The sequence below is a fragment of the Agrobacterium sp. ST15.13.013 genome (assembly GCF_027956525.1).
Taxonomy (GTDB): domain Bacteria; phylum Pseudomonadota; class Alphaproteobacteria; order Rhizobiales; family Rhizobiaceae; genus Agrobacterium; species Agrobacterium salinitolerans.
Genome location: NZ_JAQKGP010000006.1, coordinates 37,358 through 54,392 on the forward strand (window position 1 = coordinate 37,358; position 17,035 = coordinate 54,392).

The following is a 17,035-nucleotide window of genomic DNA, read 5'->3' on the forward strand; positions in this document are numbered from 1 at the left end:
CATGGACGCCACCATCTATCACAACCCGTCCTGCGGGACGTCGCGCAACACGCTGGCGCTGATCCGCGCGGCAGGGATCGAGCCGACCGTGATCGAATATCTGCGGGAACCGCCGACACGCGAGCAGCTTGCACGCATGATTGCGAATGCGGGGCTGACGGTGCGCGAAGCCATGCGCGAAAAAGGGACGCCTTATGCCGAGCTCGGTCTCGACAATCCGGACCTGACTGACGATCAGTTGCTCAATGCGATGATGGAAACGCCGATCCTCATCAATCGTCCCTTTGTCGTAACGCCACTCGGCACCAGGCTCGCCCGTCCTTCAGAGGCCGTGCTGGATATTCTGCCGGACACATTCAAAGGGCCGTTCTTCAAGGAGGATGGCGAGCAGGTCCTCGACAGTGAAGGAAAGCGCGTTGCCTGATAGTTTTCCCGCGTTGCAGGGGCATCACCTGCACAGCATCGACCCGGTGGCTCTGCGTCCGGCGTTTTCGACCCATAAACCACGCATCCTGATCCTTTACGGCTCGCTGCGCGAAGTCTCCTATAGCCGTCTGCTGGCATTCGAGGCCGGGCGGCTGCTCGAACGGCTCGGTTGCGAGGTTCGGATATTCGATCCGAAGGGCTTGCCTTTGCCCGATGAAGCGCCGGTCAGCCACGCCAAGGTGCAGGAATTGCGTGAACTTTCAGAATGGTCGGAAGGACAGGTCTGGGTAAGCCCCGAACGCCATGGCGCGATGACCGGCATCATGAAATCACAGATAGACTGGATTCCTCTTGCTATCGGTTCTGTACGGCCGACGCAGGGCAAGACACTCGCCGTCATGGAAGTGTCTGGCGGCAGCCAGTCCTTCAATGCCGTGAACCAGATGCGAATTCTCGGCCGATGGATGCGGATGATTACCATTCCAAACCAATCCTCGGTGGCAAAGGCCTATCAGGAATTCGACGCGGAAGGCCGGATGAAGCCGTCATCTTATTATGATCGGGTCGTCGACGTCTGTGAGGAACTGGTGAAATTCACGCTGCTGACGCGTGACGCTTCCAGCTATCTCACAGACAGATATAGCGAACGCAAAGAGTTGACAGATGAACTTGAGAAACGTGTTTCGCTAAAATCAATCTGACGGGCTGGGTTCGGTTCAACGTTTCGTGCTTTTCAATCGTGGTTGAATGCGGCTGAAATCCAGACCCACAGCATCAAATAAGTTCCATAATCTATCTTATGCGATTAACAGCTTGGCTGAGGTGGGTTCAAGGATGAAGTGCGACTTGCGAATGATACCAATGGGTTGTCACTCGCAAGGAACCTGCAATGAAACGCACCTACTCCCATATCGACATGGATGAAAGACGCAAGATCGCCCGCTGGCGTACGGCTGGCCTGACTGTTGACATCATCGCCGAGAAGCTTGGACGCCATCGCTCGACAATTTTCCGCGAGATCCGGCGCAATATGTTCATCGATGACGCGGTCTCCAATCTGAACGGCTATTATTGTGTCACGGCGCATGACATGGCTTGCGAACGGCGGACCAAACTGCGCAAGCTGATGCGCTTCTCGCATGTCCGGCAATCTGTCATCGACCGGATCATGCACGGCTGGTCGCCACAGCAGATCGCTGGCCGGATGCGCCTTGAGCGGCATCCAGTATCGGTTAGCCACGAAACCATCTACAAGTTTGCATACTCATCTGACGGCCAAGCGATCAAGCTGTGGCGGCACCTGCCGGAGCATCGAGCTCGGCGGCGACCGCGACATGCCAGACGCAAGCATGGCCAACGGTTTAGTCCGGAACTCAACATCCTGCGCCGCCCGGATGTGGTCGCCGATCGCAAGCAGTTCGGGCATTGGGAGTGTGACCTGATCCAGTTCCGAAAGAAGTTTGGAAAGGCCAACGTCACATCACTCGTTGAACGGGTCAGCCGCTTTGCAATCTTTCTGCGCAACAATGATCGGCAGTCTCGACCGGTCATGAACGGCCTCGTGCAAGCACTTCAGACCCTGCCCCACCTCGCCCGTCGTTCCATCACGTTCGACCGTGGCACGGAGTTCACCGACTGGCCTTACCTACAGGCGAGCATTGGCACCCAGACCTGGTTCTGCGACCCTCAATCGCCGTGGCAAAAAGGAACCGTCGAAAATACCAACAGGCGGGTACGGAAATGGCTTTCGAGAGAGGTCGATCCCTTATCCGTAACCGACGCCGACCTCATTGAGATCTGTAACCAGCTCAATGCCACGCCGCGCAAATGCCTCGGCTATCGAACGCCGGCGGAAGTCTTCCGAAAGAAACTGCTCGCCCAAATGCGGCATGCCAGCTAGCTTGAAACGCCCCGCAAGTCGCGCTTCAGCATGAACTCACATGATTTGAAGCCTGGCGATGGAGCGTTGAAACATCATCGTCCCATCCTTCGCCTCTTTCACGGCTTTATCATTCCGCCATGATAATCGAGCCGGTATGTCTCGACGTGTCCCCGGTAAATGCGCTCCAAGCCGGTGAAGGACTGGAACTCTCCGGCATTCGTGTCGACATAGACCAAATTCTCCACCGGGTGGGTGAAGCCGCCGAGAAAGCGGCCCTCACGATAGAGCGTGGAAAGCGACCTCTGGATGACCCTGCCGGCCGTGGCGCCATCGATCATGTCGGGCCGGAGGATGCGGCCGTAATAACTCATCGCCCACACCGCCGTTCCCTGATGCCAAACGACCTCCTGACCTATGAAATCGGTTCCCCCGAAATAGCTGTCGATATAGTGCCAGTCGCCGTTCCGATAACCGAGATCGTGCGATCCCTTGCGAGTGGGCGTCGCGGAGTTGTTGCCGCCGCCAACATACGTCGCGGACTTGGCCTGCACGATGAAATCTTCCAGCATGGGAAACCTTTGGGAAGTAAGAACATAAAGTGAACATAGGTGATTTTTGGGATGTTCGCAAGTGCGCCCCTGCCCTGTGTCGAACCCGCATTTCAACAATGGCGGGCTTGGTAATCGCGGCGTTTGCGCTTAGAAGCATGGCAGGAATTATCCGAAAAGAGTGTCCATGCCGCAAAACCCGCAGATCTATGTCGATGCCGATGCATGCCCCGTGAAGCCGGAGATTCTCAAGGTGGCGGAGCGGCATGGGCTGGAAGTGACCTTCGTTGCCAATTCCGGCCTGCGTCCGTCGCGCGATCCTATGGTAAAAAACGTCATCGTATCCGCCGGTTTCGACGCGGCGGACGACTGGATCGCCGATCATGCAGCCGAAAACGACATCGTCATCACCGCCGATGTGCCGCTGGCCGGCCGCTGTGTCGCCAAGGGTGCGCTGGTGACCGGGCCGACGGGCCGCGTTTTTGACCAGTCGAACATCGGGATGGCGACGGCGATGCGCGATTTTGGCGCGCATCTGCGCGAAACCGGTGAAAGCAAGGGATATAACGCGGCTTTTTCGCCGCGCGACCGCTCGGCTTTTCTGGAGACGCTTGACCGTTTCTGCCGCCGTGTCAAAAAATGACGGCGCCAACGGAGAGGCGCCACCCATGAACCCGGCCACTATGAAAAGCAACAGCTATCGTCGCCATCAACCTTTCGTCATTGCTTTTTTGGTCGGCGCCGTGAGCCTTGGCCTGGCGCTGGTTTTTGCGCCGCCGCTGGCGATCGAGATCGCGGCCGTTCTGTTCTTCCTGACCTATCTCACCTTGATTGCATTTCGCCTGTCGGGGTTGACGGCGCAACATCTGAAGGCCCATGCCGATAGCGATGATCTGCCTGCGGTCGCCATCATCGCCGTCACGCTGCTTGCCGTTGCCGTCGCGGTGGTATCGTTGTTTCAGGCCCTCAATCATACCGGCGAAACAGTCTGGGCGCTGCTCATCGCCTTCGCCTCGGTGATCTTCGGCTGGCTGACCATCCACACCATGACCGCCCTGCACTACGCTCATCTTTACTGGCGGCCGGCGATGGCCGACGGCAAGCCCCAGCATCGCGGCGGCATGGATTTTCCGGGGACGAAGGAACCCTGCGGCTACGACTTTCTCTATTTCGCCGTGGTGATCGGCATGACGGCGCAGACGTCGGATGTGGGCGTAACCACGACCGCCATGCGTAAGGTCACGTTGCTGCACTCCATCGTTTCTTTCTTTTTCAATACGGTTTTGGTAGCGGCGGCGGTGAATGCCGCCGTCTCGCTTGCGGGCTGAACCGATTTTCTTTTCAAGAGGACTGTCTTCATGAACATTATTTCGCAAAATACGGCCTTTGGCGGCATGCAGGGCGTATTTTCGCATACATCGGAAACCCTGAAATCTGAGATGACCTTTGCGGTTTATGTGCCGCCGAAGGCGATTCATGAGCCCTGCCCGGTTGTCTGGTATCTCTCGGGCCTCACCTGCACCCACGCCAATGTCATGGAGAAGGGCGAATATCGCCGCATGGCGTCTGAACTCGGACTTATCATCGTCTGCCCGGATACCAGCCCGCGCGGCAATGACGTGCCGGATGAGCTGACCAACTGGCAGATGGGCAAGGGCGCCGGTTTTTATCTCGACGCCACGGAGGAGCCGTGGTCGGAGCACTACCAGATGTACAGCTATGTGACGGAAGAGCTGCCTGCCCTAATCGGCCAGCATTTCCGCGCGGATATGAGCCGCCAGGCCATTTTCGGCCATTCGATGGGCGGTCATGGCGCGATGACCATTGCGCTGAAAAAACCCGAGCGTTTCAAGAGCTGCTCGGCTTTTGCACCCATCGTTGCACCCTCTTCCGCAGACTGGTCGGAACCGGCGCTGGAAAAATATCTCGGTGCTGACAGGACCGCATGGCGTCGCTATGACGCCTGCTCGCTGGTCGAGGATGGCGCACGGTTTCCCGAATTTCTGATCGATCAGGGCAAAGCCGATAGTTTCCTGGAAAAAGGCCTACGCCCCTGGCTGTTCGAAGAGGCGATCAAGGGCACGGATATCGGCCTGATGCTGCGCATGCACGATCGTTACGACCACTCCTATTATTTCATCTCCACTTTCATGGATGACCATTTGAAGTGGCATGCGGAGCGGCTGGGGTAAGGATAGAAAGAAGGTTGGCGGCGCCCTTTAAGCGCCGCCGCTTCATATCTAACCTGACATTACAGGATACGGGCAATGACCTTGATCTCGAAATCGAAGCCGGCAAGCCAGTTGACGCCGACGGCGGTCCAGTTCGGGTAAGGCTTTTGGCTGAAAATCTCCTGCTTGACGGTCATGATCGTGCCGAACTGGTTTTCCGGATCCGTGTGGAACGTCGTCACATCCACAATGTCGTCGAAGGTGCAGCCCGCCGCCTCAAGCGTTGCCTTGAGATTTTCGAAGGCCAGCCGGACCTGTCGCCCAAAATCAGGTTCAGGCGTTCCATCGGCACGGCTGCCGACCTGGCCGGAAACGAAAAGAAGGTCACCGGATCGGATAGCTGCGGAATAGCCATGCTCCTCGTAAAGCGCATGCCTGTTAGCGGGGAAAATTGCTTCGCGTGCGGTCATTGTGGATCTCTCTCTTTTGGCTGGAGTGGTCATGGACGCGAGAAGCGTTGCTCTTATTCAAAGAAGGCTTCGGACGTCCATTTACATACGTTACGTATGCCAGATAATTACATACGCGTCGCATGTCAATTATATATACGCGACGTATGTGAGCTTAGAGGCACAGAAGATGCGCCCGATTGAAGCTTGAGATATTTCTGAAGCTGAGATGCGGACGAATAGCCGTCACGCCCTCGCCTTTTGTGTCCTGCTTATGGAAACAGAGCCGTCGCAAGCGTCGTCGGAGCGCGCCGGTTCAGCCTGAATTCGCGGATCACGCGTTCGGCGACGCCATAGGCAAGTTCCTGCTCTATTGACTGATCGTCGAAGCTGACGACGGTGGCGGTGAATTTGGCTTCTGCAATTACCTCTCCCGTCGCAACGGCGGCGGCGCGGACGATAACCTTGGCTGACGCCCTTTCCCCGAACAGGAAGGGACCGCGTGTAACGGATGCAAGTCGGATGGTCAGCACCACGCGCGGCCTTGTTTCTCCACGCGCCGTGGTTTTGATCGCATTTTGCACCTGTGCATGGATGGACTGCATCAGCGCCGGGGCGACATCCGGGCGTGCCGCGACGAACGCGCCGCGCACGTCGTAAAGCAGCCGGTCGGTATTGGTCGCTTCCGGTTCCAGCCTGAAAGACATGAGCACGAAACACGCCAGCACAAGAATGCCAAGGCGTTTTAGCGTGGTAATCATGATCAGCGGCTCCCCTAACGTGAGGTAGCCACATGTTCGACGATCAGGGTTAGAAAAGCGTTAAGAGGCGCTCTTCAGCGACTCCAGAACATTGAGGGCCGCCCGCATGTCGACAAGCCTGACGGCGCGGCGCTCCAGCGCCTCCTCGTCCTCGCCCCATTGCTCGGCGGACCAGTCCTCGTCCAGATGGGCGAGCGCCCATGTTTCTTCCAGCTTCAGCTGCCCTTCCGCGAGCGCCAGCGCCAAAATGGCTGAGCCGGTCAGAGACGTCATGGTGTGAAGAGCGGCAAGCGCAATCGGTGTGTCGTATTTCTTCAGCGTTACCGCAAAAGCGGCGATGGCTTCGCGCGGCTGGTCCTGATGCATCACGCCTTCTACGAGAAGGAAACGCGCGCCGAGCACATTGGCCGACCAGTCCAGCACGGGATCCCAGTGGTCCGTCTGCCGCGCAACCAGCGCTTCCGGGTCGCCGGCCCTATAGCAGAGGAGATCGGAAGAAGAAAAACGAAGTACGTCCTCAAAAACCGCCTGCGTGTCGTTGGCGACGCCATCAATGGCCGTGTTCACATGCCGAGAGACGGGCATGACCACCGGATTGACCACGTCTTTCTGGGCGTCCCATTCATCGCGAAGCAGCTCCGCCAGCGCACGCGTCGGGACGGTCAGTGGCTTCTTGGCTGGAGTGCGCAGCGGCTTGCCATCGAGAAGGATGGTAAAACCGCCCTCCTCCGCCTCGCCGACGGTGACATCCTTGTAGAACCGCTTCGGCAGAGGCTTCTGCATCTGGATCTGCGCGCGCAGGATCGGGTCGGGATGGCTCAGGCCCTCCGAAAGGTCGTTCAGGAGATCACGCATGGCACGTCCTCGTCAGTCGGATAGAAAGGTTATTCAAGAATATCGGCCGGAACATAGGCCTGAATTTCGCGCGGGTGGTTGACGACCGCATCGGCGCCCGCCTTCCAGAGATCGTCTACCGAGGCATAGCCCCAGGCGACGCCGATTGCTTTTGCGCCCGCAGCCTTGGCCATCTGCATGTCGTAAATCGCATCGCCTATTACGACAGTATCGGCCGGAACCATGCCGGTTTCATGGCAGCATTCCATCACCATGGCCGGATGCGGCTTGGAGGGGCAATCATCCGCCGTACGCGAAACGATGAAGTGATCGGCAAGGCCGTGGGTCTGCAGTATATGGGTAAGACCGCGCCGGCCCTTGCCGGTCACCGCCCCGATCAGCACATCGTCACGTTTCGAAAGCGCATCGATCAGCGGGGCGATACCGTCGAAAAGCGGCACGGTCATTTCCGAGCGCTCCCGCAGGGGATGATAGATTTCCCTGTAGCGTTCTGTCATCGCCTGCGCCTCGTCATCCACATGTGCTTTGCCGAGCATGCGGGCGATGGCAATATCGAGCGTCAGTCCGATGATCGCCTTGGTTTCGGAGATATCGGGGCGCGGCTTGCCGAAATCAGCGAAAGTGTCTGCCATGACGGCATGGATCAGGCCGGCGCTATCCACCAGCGTTCCGTCGCAATCGAAAAGAACCAGTTTCATGGGCTGTCAGTCTTCCCTATCGCCATCGGCCACGTCGAGACCGAGCAGGTTCCAGGTTTGCACCATATGCGGCGGCAGGGGTGCGCTGACCCGAAGCCGACCGCCATTCGGATGCGGAATATCGATGTGGCGCGCATGCAGATGTAGGCGCTTCTGGATGCCGCCCGGAAAATCCCAGTTCGGATCGTCGATGTAATATTTGGGATCGCCGATGATCGGGTGGCCCATATGCAGCGCGTGCACGCGAAGCTGATGGGTGCGGCCGGTATAGGGTTCCATTTCCAGCCAGGCGAGATTCTGCGCGGCGGTATCGATGACGCGGTAATAGGAGACGGCGTGATCGGCCCCCTCCTCGCCATGTTTGGCGATACGCATACGGTCGCCATCCATCGTCTGTTCCTTGACGAGCCAGGTGGATATCTTGTCCTGATGTTTGCGCGGCACGCCCTTGACCAGCGCCCAATAGGTCTTCTTGGTATCGCGTTCGCGGAAGGCGGCCGTCAGCTTCTGCGCAGCGCCGCGGGTGCGGGCAACCACCAGCACGCCCGACGTGTCGCGGTCCAGGCGGTGTACCAGACGCGGCTTTTCGCCCTTCTGGTTGGTCCAGGCTTCCAGCAGCCCGTCAATATGGCGAGTGACGCCGGAGCCGCCCTGCACGGCGATGCCGGCCGGCTTGTTGAAAACGAAGACCTTGTCGTCTTCATGCAGCAGCATGCGCGCGAGAAGCTCCCCATCTTCGGAATGTTTGAGATCCTTCGATCCGATCGGGCCGCTTTTGACCTTGAGATCGGAATCGACCGGCGGAACGCGCACCATCTGTCCCGGCTGCACGCGTGCATCCGTCTTCACCCGGCCGCCGTCCACACGCACCTGGCCGGAGCGCAGAAGCTTCTGCAGCTGCCCGAAACCAAGTCCCGGATAATGAATCTTGAACCAGCGATCGAGGCGCATACCGGCCTCGTCGGCCCCGACCTTGATGTGCTCGATACCTGCCATGAAATTTCCAGTCTTTCTGTCCTGATCGCGCGCCCTGTTCGCCAGCGCGCCGTTTGGACCAAGCCTTTAGAACAAACTGCGGCCCAAGGCCAGCCCGGCGAAAACCGCAGCGATGGAAACCACAAGGCTTGCAAGCACGTAAACGGCGGAAAGCCCGAGTGTGCCGCGTTCGAACAGCGAGACCGCATCGAGCGAAAACGACGAGAACGTCGTAAAGCCGCCGAGCACGCCGGTGACGAGAAACAGGCGCATTTCCATTGACGCGTTCAGTCGTCGCGCCACGAGCTCCGCCAGAAAGCCGATCATGAAAGAACCCGCCACGTTGACAGCCAGCGTTCCCCACGGGAAGTTTGCTCCCGCCAGCCGGACGCTCCAGACACCGACGAGATAACGGAAGACGGAACCGATTGCGCCGCCTGCTGCGACAAGAGCGATATTGATCATGGGATGATGTCTCCGGGAGTTGCCGGACCGGGCAGTCCGACGCATTTCTAGACCAAGGCAACCGCTGGCGAAACCCCCTCGTCAGCTGCTTTCATCGATTAAAATACGATTAAATTGCAGTGTCGCGATTTAGCCTTCCAACAAGATGCGAGTGCTAATATTCGGTTTTCAGGGTCGCCAAGATGACCGGGGGTTGGATGACACAGGTTCTTTCTGTTTCTGCGAATACGGCAGCCTACGCGCTGGAAGCCGTGAAGCCGTCGCAGCGCGCTCCGCGCAAAACCGAAGTCGAAGACGCCATTCACGAATTGGCACGCAAGGCCGAACGTGGAGAGGACTTCCAGCTTCGCGGCATGATGACGGCAATCAAGCCGCCGGCCTTGGCACTCTATTTCCTGACGGTTGCCAGCCAGCGCCAGGAGCAACAGGCAACGCTGGAACAGGCCCAGCGGGCATATGAGGATAATGAAGGAAATAAATTTATTTAATATCATGTGTTTATAATAATTTCCGTATCCATTTTATGATATATGTCAGTTTGATTTCACGCGTTCAGGTTGCCGTCAGTTAGATTTCCTAATCCTCCGACATCCACTGGAGGAACATCATGACATCATTGATCCGTTACGCCACCGTCTTCGCAGCAGTGCTGACAGTTTCTGCGCCGGCTTTTGCTGCCACCACCATCAAGGTAACCGAAGGCGGTGAAGGCGGAGGTCCCATGACGCTCGTCTTGGACCAGAAGACGGTCAAGGCAGGGGACGCGGTATTCCAGGTCCATAATGACGCAATGAGCGAACAGCACGAGATGATCCTCGTAAAGCTGAAGTCGGCCGATGAGAAAATCCCTCTCAACACAGCCAAACATCGCGTCGATGAAAAGCAGTTGAAGAGCCTTGGCGAGGTGGCAGACCTCAAGCCCGGTGGCGATGGGCAGTTGAAGGCGAAGCTGACGCCCGGGGCCTATCTTCTCTTCTGCAACATCAAGGGTCACTACGAAGCAGGCATGCAGGCCAGGCTAACCGTTACAAAATAAGAATGGCCGACTAACTGAGGCTGCCGGATGGGTATTGCGTTCCGGCAGCCTCTTTTTATCGTCAGTTGTGCTGGTGTTCGCCCTTGGCCTCACCGCCCTTGGCTGCGCCCGTCGAGAGGGTAATCTCGACTTTGCCGGCCTTCTCAAAGACCAACGTCACCGGCACCTTGTCGCCTTCGGCAAAGGGTTTCTTCACATCGAAGAACATCATGTGCAGGCCGCCGGGCTTCAGTTCCACCGTCTGGCCGGCGGGAATGACGATGCCGTCATCCAGCTTGCGCATTTTCATGACGTCGTTGACCATGGCCATCTCGTGGATTTCAGCGCGACCGGCGGAAGAGGATTCGACCCCAACCAGCTTGTCGTCGCTGTCGCCGGTGTTCTTGATGGTGACGTAACCGCCTCCGACCGGCTGGCCCGGTAGCATCGCCTTGGTTGCGCCATCGGATACTTCGAGGTTGCCGGCCTTCACGACATCCATATCCATCGCCATGGCGGAATGATCGTGCCCACCGGCATGTTCCGACTTCGCGGTTACCTTGATGGTCGGCGCCGGGCTTTTCAGCGAATGCGGATCGACACCGGCGGCTGCGACTTCATCCCAGGAGACCTTGCCCTTGTCGCCGCAAAGCTGCGTCACCTTGAACGGCAGGTCCTGCCCCACTTCAACGCCGGAGATTTTGCCCTGCACGGCGAAGGTGTCGTAGAACTCGTCCGGCAGGTTGCCACCTTTCCAGCGGATCTCGACCGGTCCGCTTTTAATCTCCTTGCCGTGGTTCTTGTAGGTCTTCTGGTAGTCGCCCTTGATGATTTCCAGTTCCCAGCCGGCCTTGGGCTGTGGCTTGGCGGAAATGAATCCTTCCGGCAGCTTGATCTGAATTTCGGTCGTGGCGAGCCCGCCGTCGCAGCCATGCGGCACCTGGAGGGCCGCGACGATGGTGCTTTCCTGTTCGGCCGAACCGTCAACGAAGGTGGCGTGGGCGAAAGCCTGCGCGGTCGATACCGAAGCGACGAAAAGGCTGCATGTGATGATCTTGGTAGTTTTCATTTGCTTGTCCCTGCGACTGCTCTCCCTCTGGGTCCGCGCAGCCGCTCCGTGCCGCCAAAGGCGGCGATGATACCGTAAAACGAATAATCAGTCGGACAGGGTTGGCGGGCCGCGCGCAGCGGGTTTCTGGATCGTCAGCACGGAGCGGAAGCTCCATTCCGAAGGCAGGCGATTGTCGAGCCAGGCAAATTCAGTTCTCAGCCAGCCAGCCATATCGGGCGTCGGCAGAAGAATGGACGAGGCCAGGAGGCAGGCCTCGCAAAACAGAATGGCGTCGCGGGAATGGGCGGGGCCTTCCTTGGTATGGGAAGCGTTGACGCCGTCGCCATGACCAAAACAGATTTCCGCAAAGGTGCCGTCCGGCAGCCGGTAACTCTCGTCAAGGACAACCTGAGAGCTGACGGCAAGCGCGGGCTTGTGGGCAAAACCGAGCGACAACATCAGGGCAGCGCAGAAAATGCGAAGCATCTTCTCCAATTCTGCCAGCCGTCTCTTTCGATCTGTATCCATACTCTACGCGATATCTCGCTTTCCTGCCGATTTCAAAGGGGAATTTTGCCGCAGGCTCGATAGTTGCGAGGGAACAATCAATGCAAGCCGGCATTTTTCTGCTGGAGCCATCGTTTCAAAGGAGGCAACCATGCCAGCCAAATCGAAAGCCCAGCAGAAAGCCGCGGGTGCAGCTCTCGCCGCCAAACGCGGCGAAGTGAAAAAATCAAGTTTACAAGGCGCTTCAAAAAGTATGGAGAAGTCTATGACAGAAAAGGAACTTGTTGATTTTGCCTCGACGAAACGGAAGGGCTTGCCGGAGAAAAAATCCGATTAGCATTGCATCTTTACGCTGGCCGAATCCCGGTCGCTGAAACGCATCTGCAAACCTTTCGACGAGACGGCTGCTATGACGATGGCGCAGATGGAGCAAGAATCTGTTCAGATGCGTCATTTGGTCCTTGCCAATAGCCGGGCTTCGAAGATAATGAGCGCGCATCATCGTTGGGAGAAACCGCTTCAATGCGGTGCCGAAGGAGCAACCGCCCCGGAAACTCTCAGGCAAAAGGACCAGCGGTGACGACGGAACTCTGGAGAGAAGCCACCTTGATCTAAAGGACGGCTCGCCGAAGGGATAACAATCTCAGGCGACAAGGACAGAGGGGGCTCTTGAACCGGCGCATCGCGCCATGACCTGAGCCCGCGCGATATATCGCGCAACCCTGGAGGCGTCCTTGGACGATACCGCCGCGCTGAAAACCACGCCGCTGCATTCCCTGCACATAGCGCTTGGCGCCCGCATGGTGCCTTTTGCCGGTTACGACATGCCGGTGCAATATCCGGCCGGCGTGCTGAAGGAGCATCTTCAGACGCGCACTTCTGCAGGTCTGTTCGACGTGTCCCATATGGGTCAGGTTATCCTGAAGGCGAAGTCCGGCAACAATGAAGATGCCGCACGTGCGCTCGAAAAGCTGGTGCCGGCGGATATTCTCGGCCTGAAGGAAGGCCGGCAGCGGTACGGTTTCTTCACCGACGAAAACGGCGGTATCCTCGACGACCTGATGATCACCAATCGCGGCGATCATCTTTTTGTTGTCGTCAACGCCGCCTGCAAGGATGCCGATGTTGCCCATATGAAGGCGCATCTTTCCAATGCTTGCGAAATAACGCTTCTCGATGACCGGGCGCTGATCGCGCTTCAGGGACCGCGCGCGGAAGAGGTGCTGGCGGAGCTTTGGACAGGCGTATCCGACATGAAATTCATGGATGTGCAGGAAGTGCCGTTGCATGATGTGCCCTGCATCGTCTCCCGCTCCGGTTATTCCGGCGAGGACGGTTTTGAAATCTCCGTGCCTGTGGACAAGGCAGAAGAGATCGCCAAGGCCCTGCTCGAACATCCCGATTGCGAAGCCATCGGGCTTGGCGCGCGCGACAGCTTGCGTTTGGAAGCTGGCCTTTGTCTTTATGGCAACGATATCGATACCACGACCTCCCCCATCGAAGCCTCGCTCGAATGGGCGATCCAGAAGGCGCGCCGCGCCGGCGGTGATCGCGAAGGCGGTTTTCCGGGGGCGAAACGCATTCTTGGCGAACTCAAGGATGGCACCGCGCGCCGGCGTGTCGGTCTGAAGCCGGAAGGCAAGGCCCCGGTGCGCGGCCATTCGAAGCTTTTTGCGGATGCCGAAGGCAAGACGGAAATCGGTGAAGTCACCTCAGGCGGTTTCGGCCCCTCGGTCGAAGGTCCCGTCGCCATGGGTTACGTGCCAACGGCTTACACGGCTCCCGGCACGGCGATCTTTGCGGAAGTGCGTGGCAAATATCTGCCCGTCACCGTCGCCGTCCTGCCCTTCATCAAGCCCACTTATAAACGCTAATCCTCATTCCATCTCCGGAGAGAACACGATGCTGAAATTTACCGCAGAACACGAATGGCTGAAGTTCGAAGGCGACGTCGCCACCGTTGGCATTACCAGCCACGCCGCTGAACAGCTTGGCGATCTGGTTTTTGTCGAATTGCCGGAAGTGGGCGCCACCTTCGCCAAGGATGGCGATGCTGCGACCGTTGAATCCGTTAAGGCCGCGTCCGATGTCTATTGTCCGCTGGATGGCGAAGTGGTGGAAATCAACCAGGCCATCGTTGATGATCCCTCGCTCGTCAATTCCGATCCGCAGGGCGCCGGCTGGTTCTTCAAGCTGAAACTCTCCAATCCGGCCGATGCCGAGACGCTGCTCGACGAAGCAGCCTACAAGGAGCTGATCGCGTAATGACGACGCCCACCGAATTCCATTTTACCGACTACCAGCCCTATGATTTCGCCAACCGGCGTCACATCGGGCCGTCGCCGTCGGAAATGGCGGAGATGCTGAAGGTTGTCGGCTATAAGAGCCTCGACGCACTGATCGACGCCACCGTCCCCTCCTCCATCCGCCAGAAGGTGCCGCTGACCTGGGGTGCCGCGCTGACCGAACGCGAGGCGCTCGACCGCCTGCGCGAAACGGCCAACAAGAACCAGGTGCTGACCTCGCTGATCGGCCAGGGTTATTACGGCACGATCACGCCCCCGGTCATCCAGCGCAACATTCTGGAAAACCCGGCATGGTACACGGCTTACACGCCCTACCAGCCGGAAATCAGCCAGGGCCGCCTTGAGGCGCTCTTGAACTACCAGACTATGGTCTGCGATCTGACCGGTCTCGATGTCGCCAATGCATCGTTGCTCGATGAAGCGACGGCCGCCGCCGAAGCCATGTCCATGTGCCAACGCGTCGCGAAATCCAAGGCGACCGCCTTCTTCGTGGACGCCAATTGCCACCCACAGACCATCGCGTTGATTGAGACCCGTGCGGCGCCGCTCGGCTGGAAGGTGATCGTCGGCAATCCCTTTACCGATCTCGATCCTGTCGACGTGTTCGGCGCGATCTTCCAGTATCCCGGCACACACGGCCATGTCAGCGATTTCTCGGGCCTGATTTCCCGTCTGCACCAGACGGGCGCGATCGCCGCGGTTGCCGCCGATCTGCTGGCGCTGACGTTGCTGAAATCTCCCGGCGAAATGGGTGCTGACATCGCCATCGGCACCTCGCAACGTTTCGGCGTTCCTGTCGGTTACGGTGGCCCGCATGCGGCTTACATGTCGGTCAAGGACGCGCACAAGCGTTCCATGCCCGGCCGTCTGGTCGGCGTCTCCGTCGATGCGCGCGGCAATCGCGCCTATCGCCTGTCGCTGCAGACGCGCGAGCAGCATATCCGTCGCGAAAAGGCCACTTCCAACATCTGCACGGCGCAGGTGCTGCTGGCCGTCATGGCCTCCATGTACGGCGTCTTCCACGGCCCGCAGGGCATCAAGGCGATTGCCCAGCAGACCCACCAGAAGGCCGTTTTGATGGCCAAGGGCCTTGAGAAACTTGGCTACGTCATTGAGCCGGAAACCTTCTTCGACACCATCACCGTCGAAGTCGGCCATATGCAGGGCGTCATCCTGCGCTCGGCCGTTGCGGAAGGTGTGAACCTGCGCAAGGTCGGCGCGACCAAGATCGGCATGAGCCTCGACGAGCGCACGCGCCCTGCAACGCTTGAGGCCGTGTGGCGCGCATTCGGCGGCAATTTCTCGATCTCGGATTTCGAGCCGGAATATCGCCTGCCGAAGGAACTGCTGCGTACCAGCCAGTACATGACGCATCCGATCTTCCACATGAACCGTGCCGAAAGCGAGATGACCCGGTACATCCGCCGTCTTTCGGACCGCGATCTGGCGCTCGACCGCTCGATGATCCCGCTCGGTTCCTGCACCATGAAACTGAATGCGACAGCGGAAATGCTGCCGATCACCTGGTCGGAATTTTCCGACATCCATCCCTTCGTGCCGGCTAATCAGGCGCTCGGTTACAAGGAGATGATCGACGATCTCTCCGAGAAGCTTTGCTCGGTGACCGGTTACGACGCCTTCTCCATGCAGCCGAATTCCGGCGCGCAGGGGGAATATGCGGGGCTTCTGACCATCCGCAACTATCACTTGGCCAATGGCGACAGCCATCGCGATATATGCCTCATTCCAACGTCCGCCCATGGCACCAATCCGGCCTCGGCGCAGATGGCCGGTATGAAGGTGGTGCCGGTGAAGGCACGCGATAACGGCGACATCGATATCGATGATTTCCGTGCAAAAGCAGAGCAGTATGCAGAAAACCTCTCGTGCTGCATGATCACCTACCCGTCCACCCACGGCGTGTTTGAGGAGACTGTTCGCGAGATTTGCGATATCACCCACAAGCATGGTGGACAGGTCTATCTCGACGGGGCCAACATGAACGCCATGGTCGGCCTCGCCCGGCCCGGCGATATCGGCTCTGACGTTTCGCACCTCAACCTGCACAAGACCTTCTGCATTCCGCATGGCGGCGGCGGCCCGGGCATGGGACCTATCGGCGTCAAGGCGCATCTGGCGTCGCACCTGCCTGGCCATCCGGCGACGGACGGTCGTGAGGGTGCGGTGTCTGCCGCGCCGTTCGGCTCGCCGTCGATCCTGCCGATTTCCTGGAGCTATTGCCTGATGATGGGCGGCGAAGGGCTGACGCAGGCGACCAAGGTGGCGATCCTCAACGCCAACTACATCGCCGAACGGCTGAAGGGCGCTTACGACGTACTCTACAAGTCCGAAACCGGACGTGTGGCGCATGAGTGCATCATCGACACCCGGCCCTTAGCGGACAGCTGCGGCGTGACGGTGGACGATGTCGCAAAGCGCCTCATCGATTGCGGTTTCCATGCACCGACCATGAGCTGGCCGGTTGCCGGTACGCTGATGATCGAGCCGACCGAATCCGAGACCAAGGCGGAAATCGACCGTTTCTGCGATGCCATGCTGGCGATCCGTGAGGAAGCCCGCGACATCGAGGAAGGCCGTGCGGACAAGAGCAACAATCCGCTGAAGAACGCGCCGCACACGGTGGAAGACCTCGTCGGCGAATGGGATCGTCCCTATAGCCGCGAAAAGGGCTGCTTCCCGCCCGGCGCCTTCCGCATCGACAAATACTGGTCGCCGGTCAACCGCATCGACAACGTTTATGGCGACCGCAACCTCATCTGCACCTGCCCGCCAATGGAGGCCTACGCCGAAGCGGCGGAATAAGGCAACGGTGCAAGCCGACACGCGAAGGCCTGGAGCAATCCGGGCCTTTTCCGTCAAGGCGACATTTTCGCTATCTGGCTCACGCTTCCGCATGGTTGATCAC

Annotated in this window: 21 protein-coding genes and 1 riboswitch; of the genes, 12 read left to right on the forward strand and 9 right to left on the reverse strand. The window is 58.7% G+C overall.

Annotated elements, in window-relative coordinates; translation table 11 throughout:
• The first annotated feature begins 1 nt into the window (after position 1).
• The 3 genes from arsC to PL597_RS08120 all read left to right on the forward strand — a co-directional run bounded on the left by arsC (position 2) and on the right by PL597_RS08120 (position 2,326).
• Positions 2 to 424 (forward strand): arsenate reductase (glutaredoxin), encoded by a 423-nt coding sequence (gene arsC / locus PL597_RS08110; protein WP_271364930.1) that lies wholly within the window; start codon positions 2 to 4, stop codon positions 422 to 424.
• Positions 381 to 1,127, forward strand: coding sequence for an arsenical resistance protein ArsH (arsH, locus tag PL597_RS08115; protein ID WP_269823949.1), 747 nt, complete (start codon positions 381 to 383; stop codon positions 1,125 to 1,127). The genes arsC and arsH overlap by 44 nt, the downstream gene beginning before the upstream one ends.
• Before the next feature lie 188 nt (positions 1,128 to 1,315).
• Positions 1,316 to 2,326: an IS30 family transposase gene (locus tag PL597_RS08120; RefSeq protein WP_271364931.1), complete on the forward strand. Its 1,011-nt coding sequence runs from the start codon at positions 1,316 to 1,318 to the stop codon at positions 2,324 to 2,326.
• 98 nt (positions 2,327 to 2,424) lie between these two features.
• Here the strand turns inward: PL597_RS08120 and PL597_RS08125 are convergent, their stop codons facing one another.
• Positions 2,425 to 2,877, reverse strand: coding sequence for a DUF5680 domain-containing protein (locus PL597_RS08125; RefSeq protein WP_269823951.1), 453 nt, complete (start codon positions 2,875 to 2,877; stop codon positions 2,425 to 2,427).
• Positions 2,878 to 3,043: 166 nt separating this feature from the next.
• On the opposite strand from PL597_RS08125, the gene PL597_RS08130 reads away from it, so the two are divergent.
• The 3 genes from PL597_RS08130 to fghA are packed head-to-tail and all read left to right on the forward strand — an operon-like array spanning position 3,044 to position 5,048.
• Positions 3,044 to 3,499 (forward strand): YaiI/YqxD family protein, encoded by a 456-nt coding sequence (locus tag PL597_RS08130; RefSeq protein ID WP_077982316.1) that lies wholly within the window; start codon positions 3,044 to 3,046, stop codon positions 3,497 to 3,499.
• A 25-nt stretch (positions 3,500 to 3,524) separates the two neighbouring features.
• Positions 3,525 to 4,184 (forward strand): DUF1345 domain-containing protein, encoded by a 660-nt coding sequence (locus PL597_RS08135; protein WP_137410290.1) that lies wholly within the window; start codon positions 3,525 to 3,527, stop codon positions 4,182 to 4,184.
• A gap of 30 nt (positions 4,185 to 4,214) precedes the next feature.
• Positions 4,215 to 5,048: an S-formylglutathione hydrolase gene (gene fghA, locus PL597_RS08140; RefSeq protein ID WP_271364932.1), complete on the forward strand. Its 834-nt coding sequence runs from the start codon at positions 4,215 to 4,217 to the stop codon at positions 5,046 to 5,048.
• A gap of 59 nt (positions 5,049 to 5,107) precedes the next feature.
• On the opposite strand, the gene PL597_RS08145 is transcribed toward fghA, so the two are convergent.
• The 6 genes from PL597_RS08145 to crcB all read right to left on the reverse strand — a co-directional run bounded on the left by PL597_RS08145 (position 5,108) and on the right by crcB (position 9,230).
• The gene (locus tag PL597_RS08145; RefSeq protein ID WP_271364933.1) at positions 5,108 to 5,497 is read right to left on the reverse strand and encodes a RidA family protein; all 390 of its coding nucleotides are present in this window, start codon (positions 5,495 to 5,497) and stop codon (positions 5,108 to 5,110) included.
• A 251-nt stretch (positions 5,498 to 5,748) separates the two neighbouring features.
• On the reverse strand, positions 5,749 to 6,237 hold the full coding sequence (locus tag PL597_RS08150) for a hypothetical protein (protein ID WP_142912206.1): 489 nt from the start codon (positions 6,235 to 6,237) through the stop codon (positions 5,749 to 5,751).
• A 60-nt stretch (positions 6,238 to 6,297) separates the two neighbouring features.
• Positions 6,298 to 7,092 (reverse strand): ATP12 family chaperone protein, encoded by a 795-nt coding sequence (locus tag PL597_RS08155; RefSeq protein WP_271364934.1) that lies wholly within the window; start codon positions 7,090 to 7,092, stop codon positions 6,298 to 6,300.
• A 29-nt stretch (positions 7,093 to 7,121) separates the two neighbouring features.
• Complete coding sequence (locus PL597_RS08160) at positions 7,122 to 7,790, reverse strand: HAD family hydrolase (RefSeq protein WP_271364935.1); 669 nt, start codon at positions 7,788 to 7,790, stop codon at positions 7,122 to 7,124.
• Between the two features lie 6 nt (positions 7,791 to 7,796).
• A complete protein-coding gene (locus PL597_RS08165; RefSeq protein WP_035264040.1) occupies positions 7,797 to 8,786 on the reverse strand; it encodes an RluA family pseudouridine synthase in 990 nt (329 codons plus the stop codon).
• 66 nt (positions 8,787 to 8,852) lie between these two features.
• Positions 8,853 to 9,230: a fluoride efflux transporter CrcB gene (crcB, locus tag PL597_RS08170; protein ID WP_269825688.1), complete on the reverse strand. Its 378-nt coding sequence runs from the start codon at positions 9,228 to 9,230 to the stop codon at positions 8,853 to 8,855.
• A 197-nt stretch (positions 9,231 to 9,427) separates the two neighbouring features.
• Between crcB and PL597_RS08175 the strand changes: the two genes are divergently transcribed.
• The gene (locus PL597_RS08175; RefSeq protein ID WP_271364936.1) at positions 9,428 to 9,718 is read left to right on the forward strand and encodes a hypothetical protein; all 291 of its coding nucleotides are present in this window, start codon (positions 9,428 to 9,430) and stop codon (positions 9,716 to 9,718) included.
• A 119-nt stretch (positions 9,719 to 9,837) separates the two neighbouring features.
• A complete protein-coding gene (locus PL597_RS08180) occupies positions 9,838 to 10,266 on the forward strand; it encodes a plastocyanin/azurin family copper-binding protein (RefSeq protein ID WP_269823958.1) in 429 nt (142 codons plus the stop codon).
• A gap of 61 nt (positions 10,267 to 10,327) precedes the next feature.
• Here PL597_RS08180 and PL597_RS08185 read toward each other — a convergent pair whose 3' ends face one another.
• The gene (locus tag PL597_RS08185) at positions 10,328 to 11,314 is read right to left on the reverse strand and encodes a copper chaperone PCu(A)C (protein ID WP_271364937.1); all 987 of its coding nucleotides are present in this window, start codon (positions 11,312 to 11,314) and stop codon (positions 10,328 to 10,330) included.
• Positions 11,315 to 11,401: 87 nt separating this feature from the next.
• Positions 11,402 to 11,782 carry a hypothetical protein gene (locus PL597_RS08190; RefSeq protein ID WP_077982929.1) on the reverse strand — a complete coding sequence of 127 codons (381 nt, stop codon included), beginning with the start codon at positions 11,780 to 11,782 and terminating at the stop codon, positions 11,402 to 11,404.
• Positions 11,783 to 11,954: 172 nt separating this feature from the next.
• Here PL597_RS08190 and PL597_RS08195 point away from each other — a divergent pair, with 172 nt between their 5' ends.
• From PL597_RS08195 to gcvP, 4 genes are all read left to right on the forward strand, one after another.
• Positions 11,955 to 12,140: a DUF3008 family protein gene (locus tag PL597_RS08195; RefSeq protein WP_173989057.1), complete on the forward strand. Its 186-nt coding sequence runs from the start codon at positions 11,955 to 11,957 to the stop codon at positions 12,138 to 12,140.
• Positions 12,141 to 12,298: 158 nt separating this feature from the next.
• Positions 12,299 to 12,386: riboswitch (glycine riboswitch) on the forward strand.
• 151 nt (positions 12,387 to 12,537) lie between these two features.
• Positions 12,538 to 13,677 (forward strand): glycine cleavage system aminomethyltransferase GcvT, encoded by a 1,140-nt coding sequence (gene gcvT / locus PL597_RS08200; RefSeq protein WP_271364938.1) that lies wholly within the window; start codon positions 12,538 to 12,540, stop codon positions 13,675 to 13,677.
• A gap of 28 nt (positions 13,678 to 13,705) precedes the next feature.
• A complete protein-coding gene (gene gcvH, locus PL597_RS08205; RefSeq protein WP_144574422.1) occupies positions 13,706 to 14,068 on the forward strand; it encodes a glycine cleavage system protein GcvH in 363 nt (120 codons plus the stop codon).
• Positions 14,068 to 16,932, forward strand: a complete 2,865-nt coding sequence (gcvP, locus tag PL597_RS08210; protein WP_271364939.1) for an aminomethyl-transferring glycine dehydrogenase — start codon at positions 14,068 to 14,070, stop codon at positions 16,930 to 16,932. The genes gcvH and gcvP overlap by 1 nt, the downstream gene beginning before the upstream one ends.
• Positions 16,933 to 17,035 lie beyond the last annotated feature (103 nt).

Excerpts from the sequence above, each read along its gene's own strand:
- PL597_RS08135 (WP_137410290.1), top strand. The coding sequence starts at position 3,525 with ATGAACCCGGCCACTATGAAAAGCAACAGCTATCGTCGCCATCAACCT.
- gcvH (WP_144574422.1), top strand. The coding sequence starts at position 13,706 with ATGCTGAAATTTACCGCAGAACACGAATGGCTGAAGTTCGAAGGCGAC.
- PL597_RS08160 (WP_271364935.1), bottom strand. The coding sequence starts at position 7,790 with ATGAAACTGGTTCTTTTCGATTGCGACGGAACGCTGGTGGATAGCGCC.
- PL597_RS08145 (WP_271364933.1), bottom strand. The coding sequence starts at position 5,497 with ATGACCGCACGCGAAGCAATTTTCCCCGCTAACAGGCATGCGCTTTAC.
- PL597_RS08195 (WP_173989057.1), top strand. The coding sequence starts at position 11,955 with ATGCCAGCCAAATCGAAAGCCCAGCAGAAAGCCGCGGGTGCAGCTCTC.
- gcvP (WP_271364939.1), top strand. The coding sequence starts at position 14,068 with ATGACGACGCCCACCGAATTCCATTTTACCGACTACCAGCCCTATGAT.
- PL597_RS08155 (WP_271364934.1), bottom strand. The coding sequence starts at position 7,092 with ATGCGTGATCTCCTGAACGACCTTTCGGAGGGCCTGAGCCATCCCGAC.
- PL597_RS08180 (WP_269823958.1), top strand. The coding sequence starts at position 9,838 with ATGACATCATTGATCCGTTACGCCACCGTCTTCGCAGCAGTGCTGACA.
- arsH (WP_269823949.1), top strand. The coding sequence starts at position 381 with ATGGCGAGCAGGTCCTCGACAGTGAAGGAAAGCGCGTTGCCTGATAGT.
- PL597_RS08150 (WP_142912206.1), bottom strand. The coding sequence starts at position 6,237 with ATGATTACCACGCTAAAACGCCTTGGCATTCTTGTGCTGGCGTGTTTC.
- crcB (WP_269825688.1), bottom strand. The coding sequence starts at position 9,230 with ATGATCAATATCGCTCTTGTCGCAGCAGGCGGCGCAATCGGTTCCGTC.
- PL597_RS08185 (WP_271364937.1), bottom strand. The coding sequence starts at position 11,314 with ATGAAAACTACCAAGATCATCACATGCAGCCTTTTCGTCGCTTCGGTA.
- PL597_RS08175 (WP_271364936.1), top strand. The coding sequence starts at position 9,428 with ATGACACAGGTTCTTTCTGTTTCTGCGAATACGGCAGCCTACGCGCTG.
- arsC (WP_271364930.1), top strand. The coding sequence starts at position 2 with ATGGACGCCACCATCTATCACAACCCGTCCTGCGGGACGTCGCGCAAC.
- PL597_RS08165 (WP_035264040.1), bottom strand. The coding sequence starts at position 8,786 with ATGGCAGGTATCGAGCACATCAAGGTCGGGGCCGACGAGGCCGGTATG.
- PL597_RS08120 (WP_271364931.1), top strand. The coding sequence starts at position 1,316 with ATGAAACGCACCTACTCCCATATCGACATGGATGAAAGACGCAAGATC.
- PL597_RS08190 (WP_077982929.1), bottom strand. The coding sequence starts at position 11,782 with ATGCTTCGCATTTTCTGCGCTGCCCTGATGTTGTCGCTCGGTTTTGCC.
- PL597_RS08130 (WP_077982316.1), top strand. The coding sequence starts at position 3,044 with ATGCCGCAAAACCCGCAGATCTATGTCGATGCCGATGCATGCCCCGTG.
- fghA (WP_271364932.1), top strand. The coding sequence starts at position 4,215 with ATGAACATTATTTCGCAAAATACGGCCTTTGGCGGCATGCAGGGCGTA.
- PL597_RS08125 (WP_269823951.1), bottom strand. The coding sequence starts at position 2,877 with ATGCTGGAAGATTTCATCGTGCAGGCCAAGTCCGCGACGTATGTTGGC.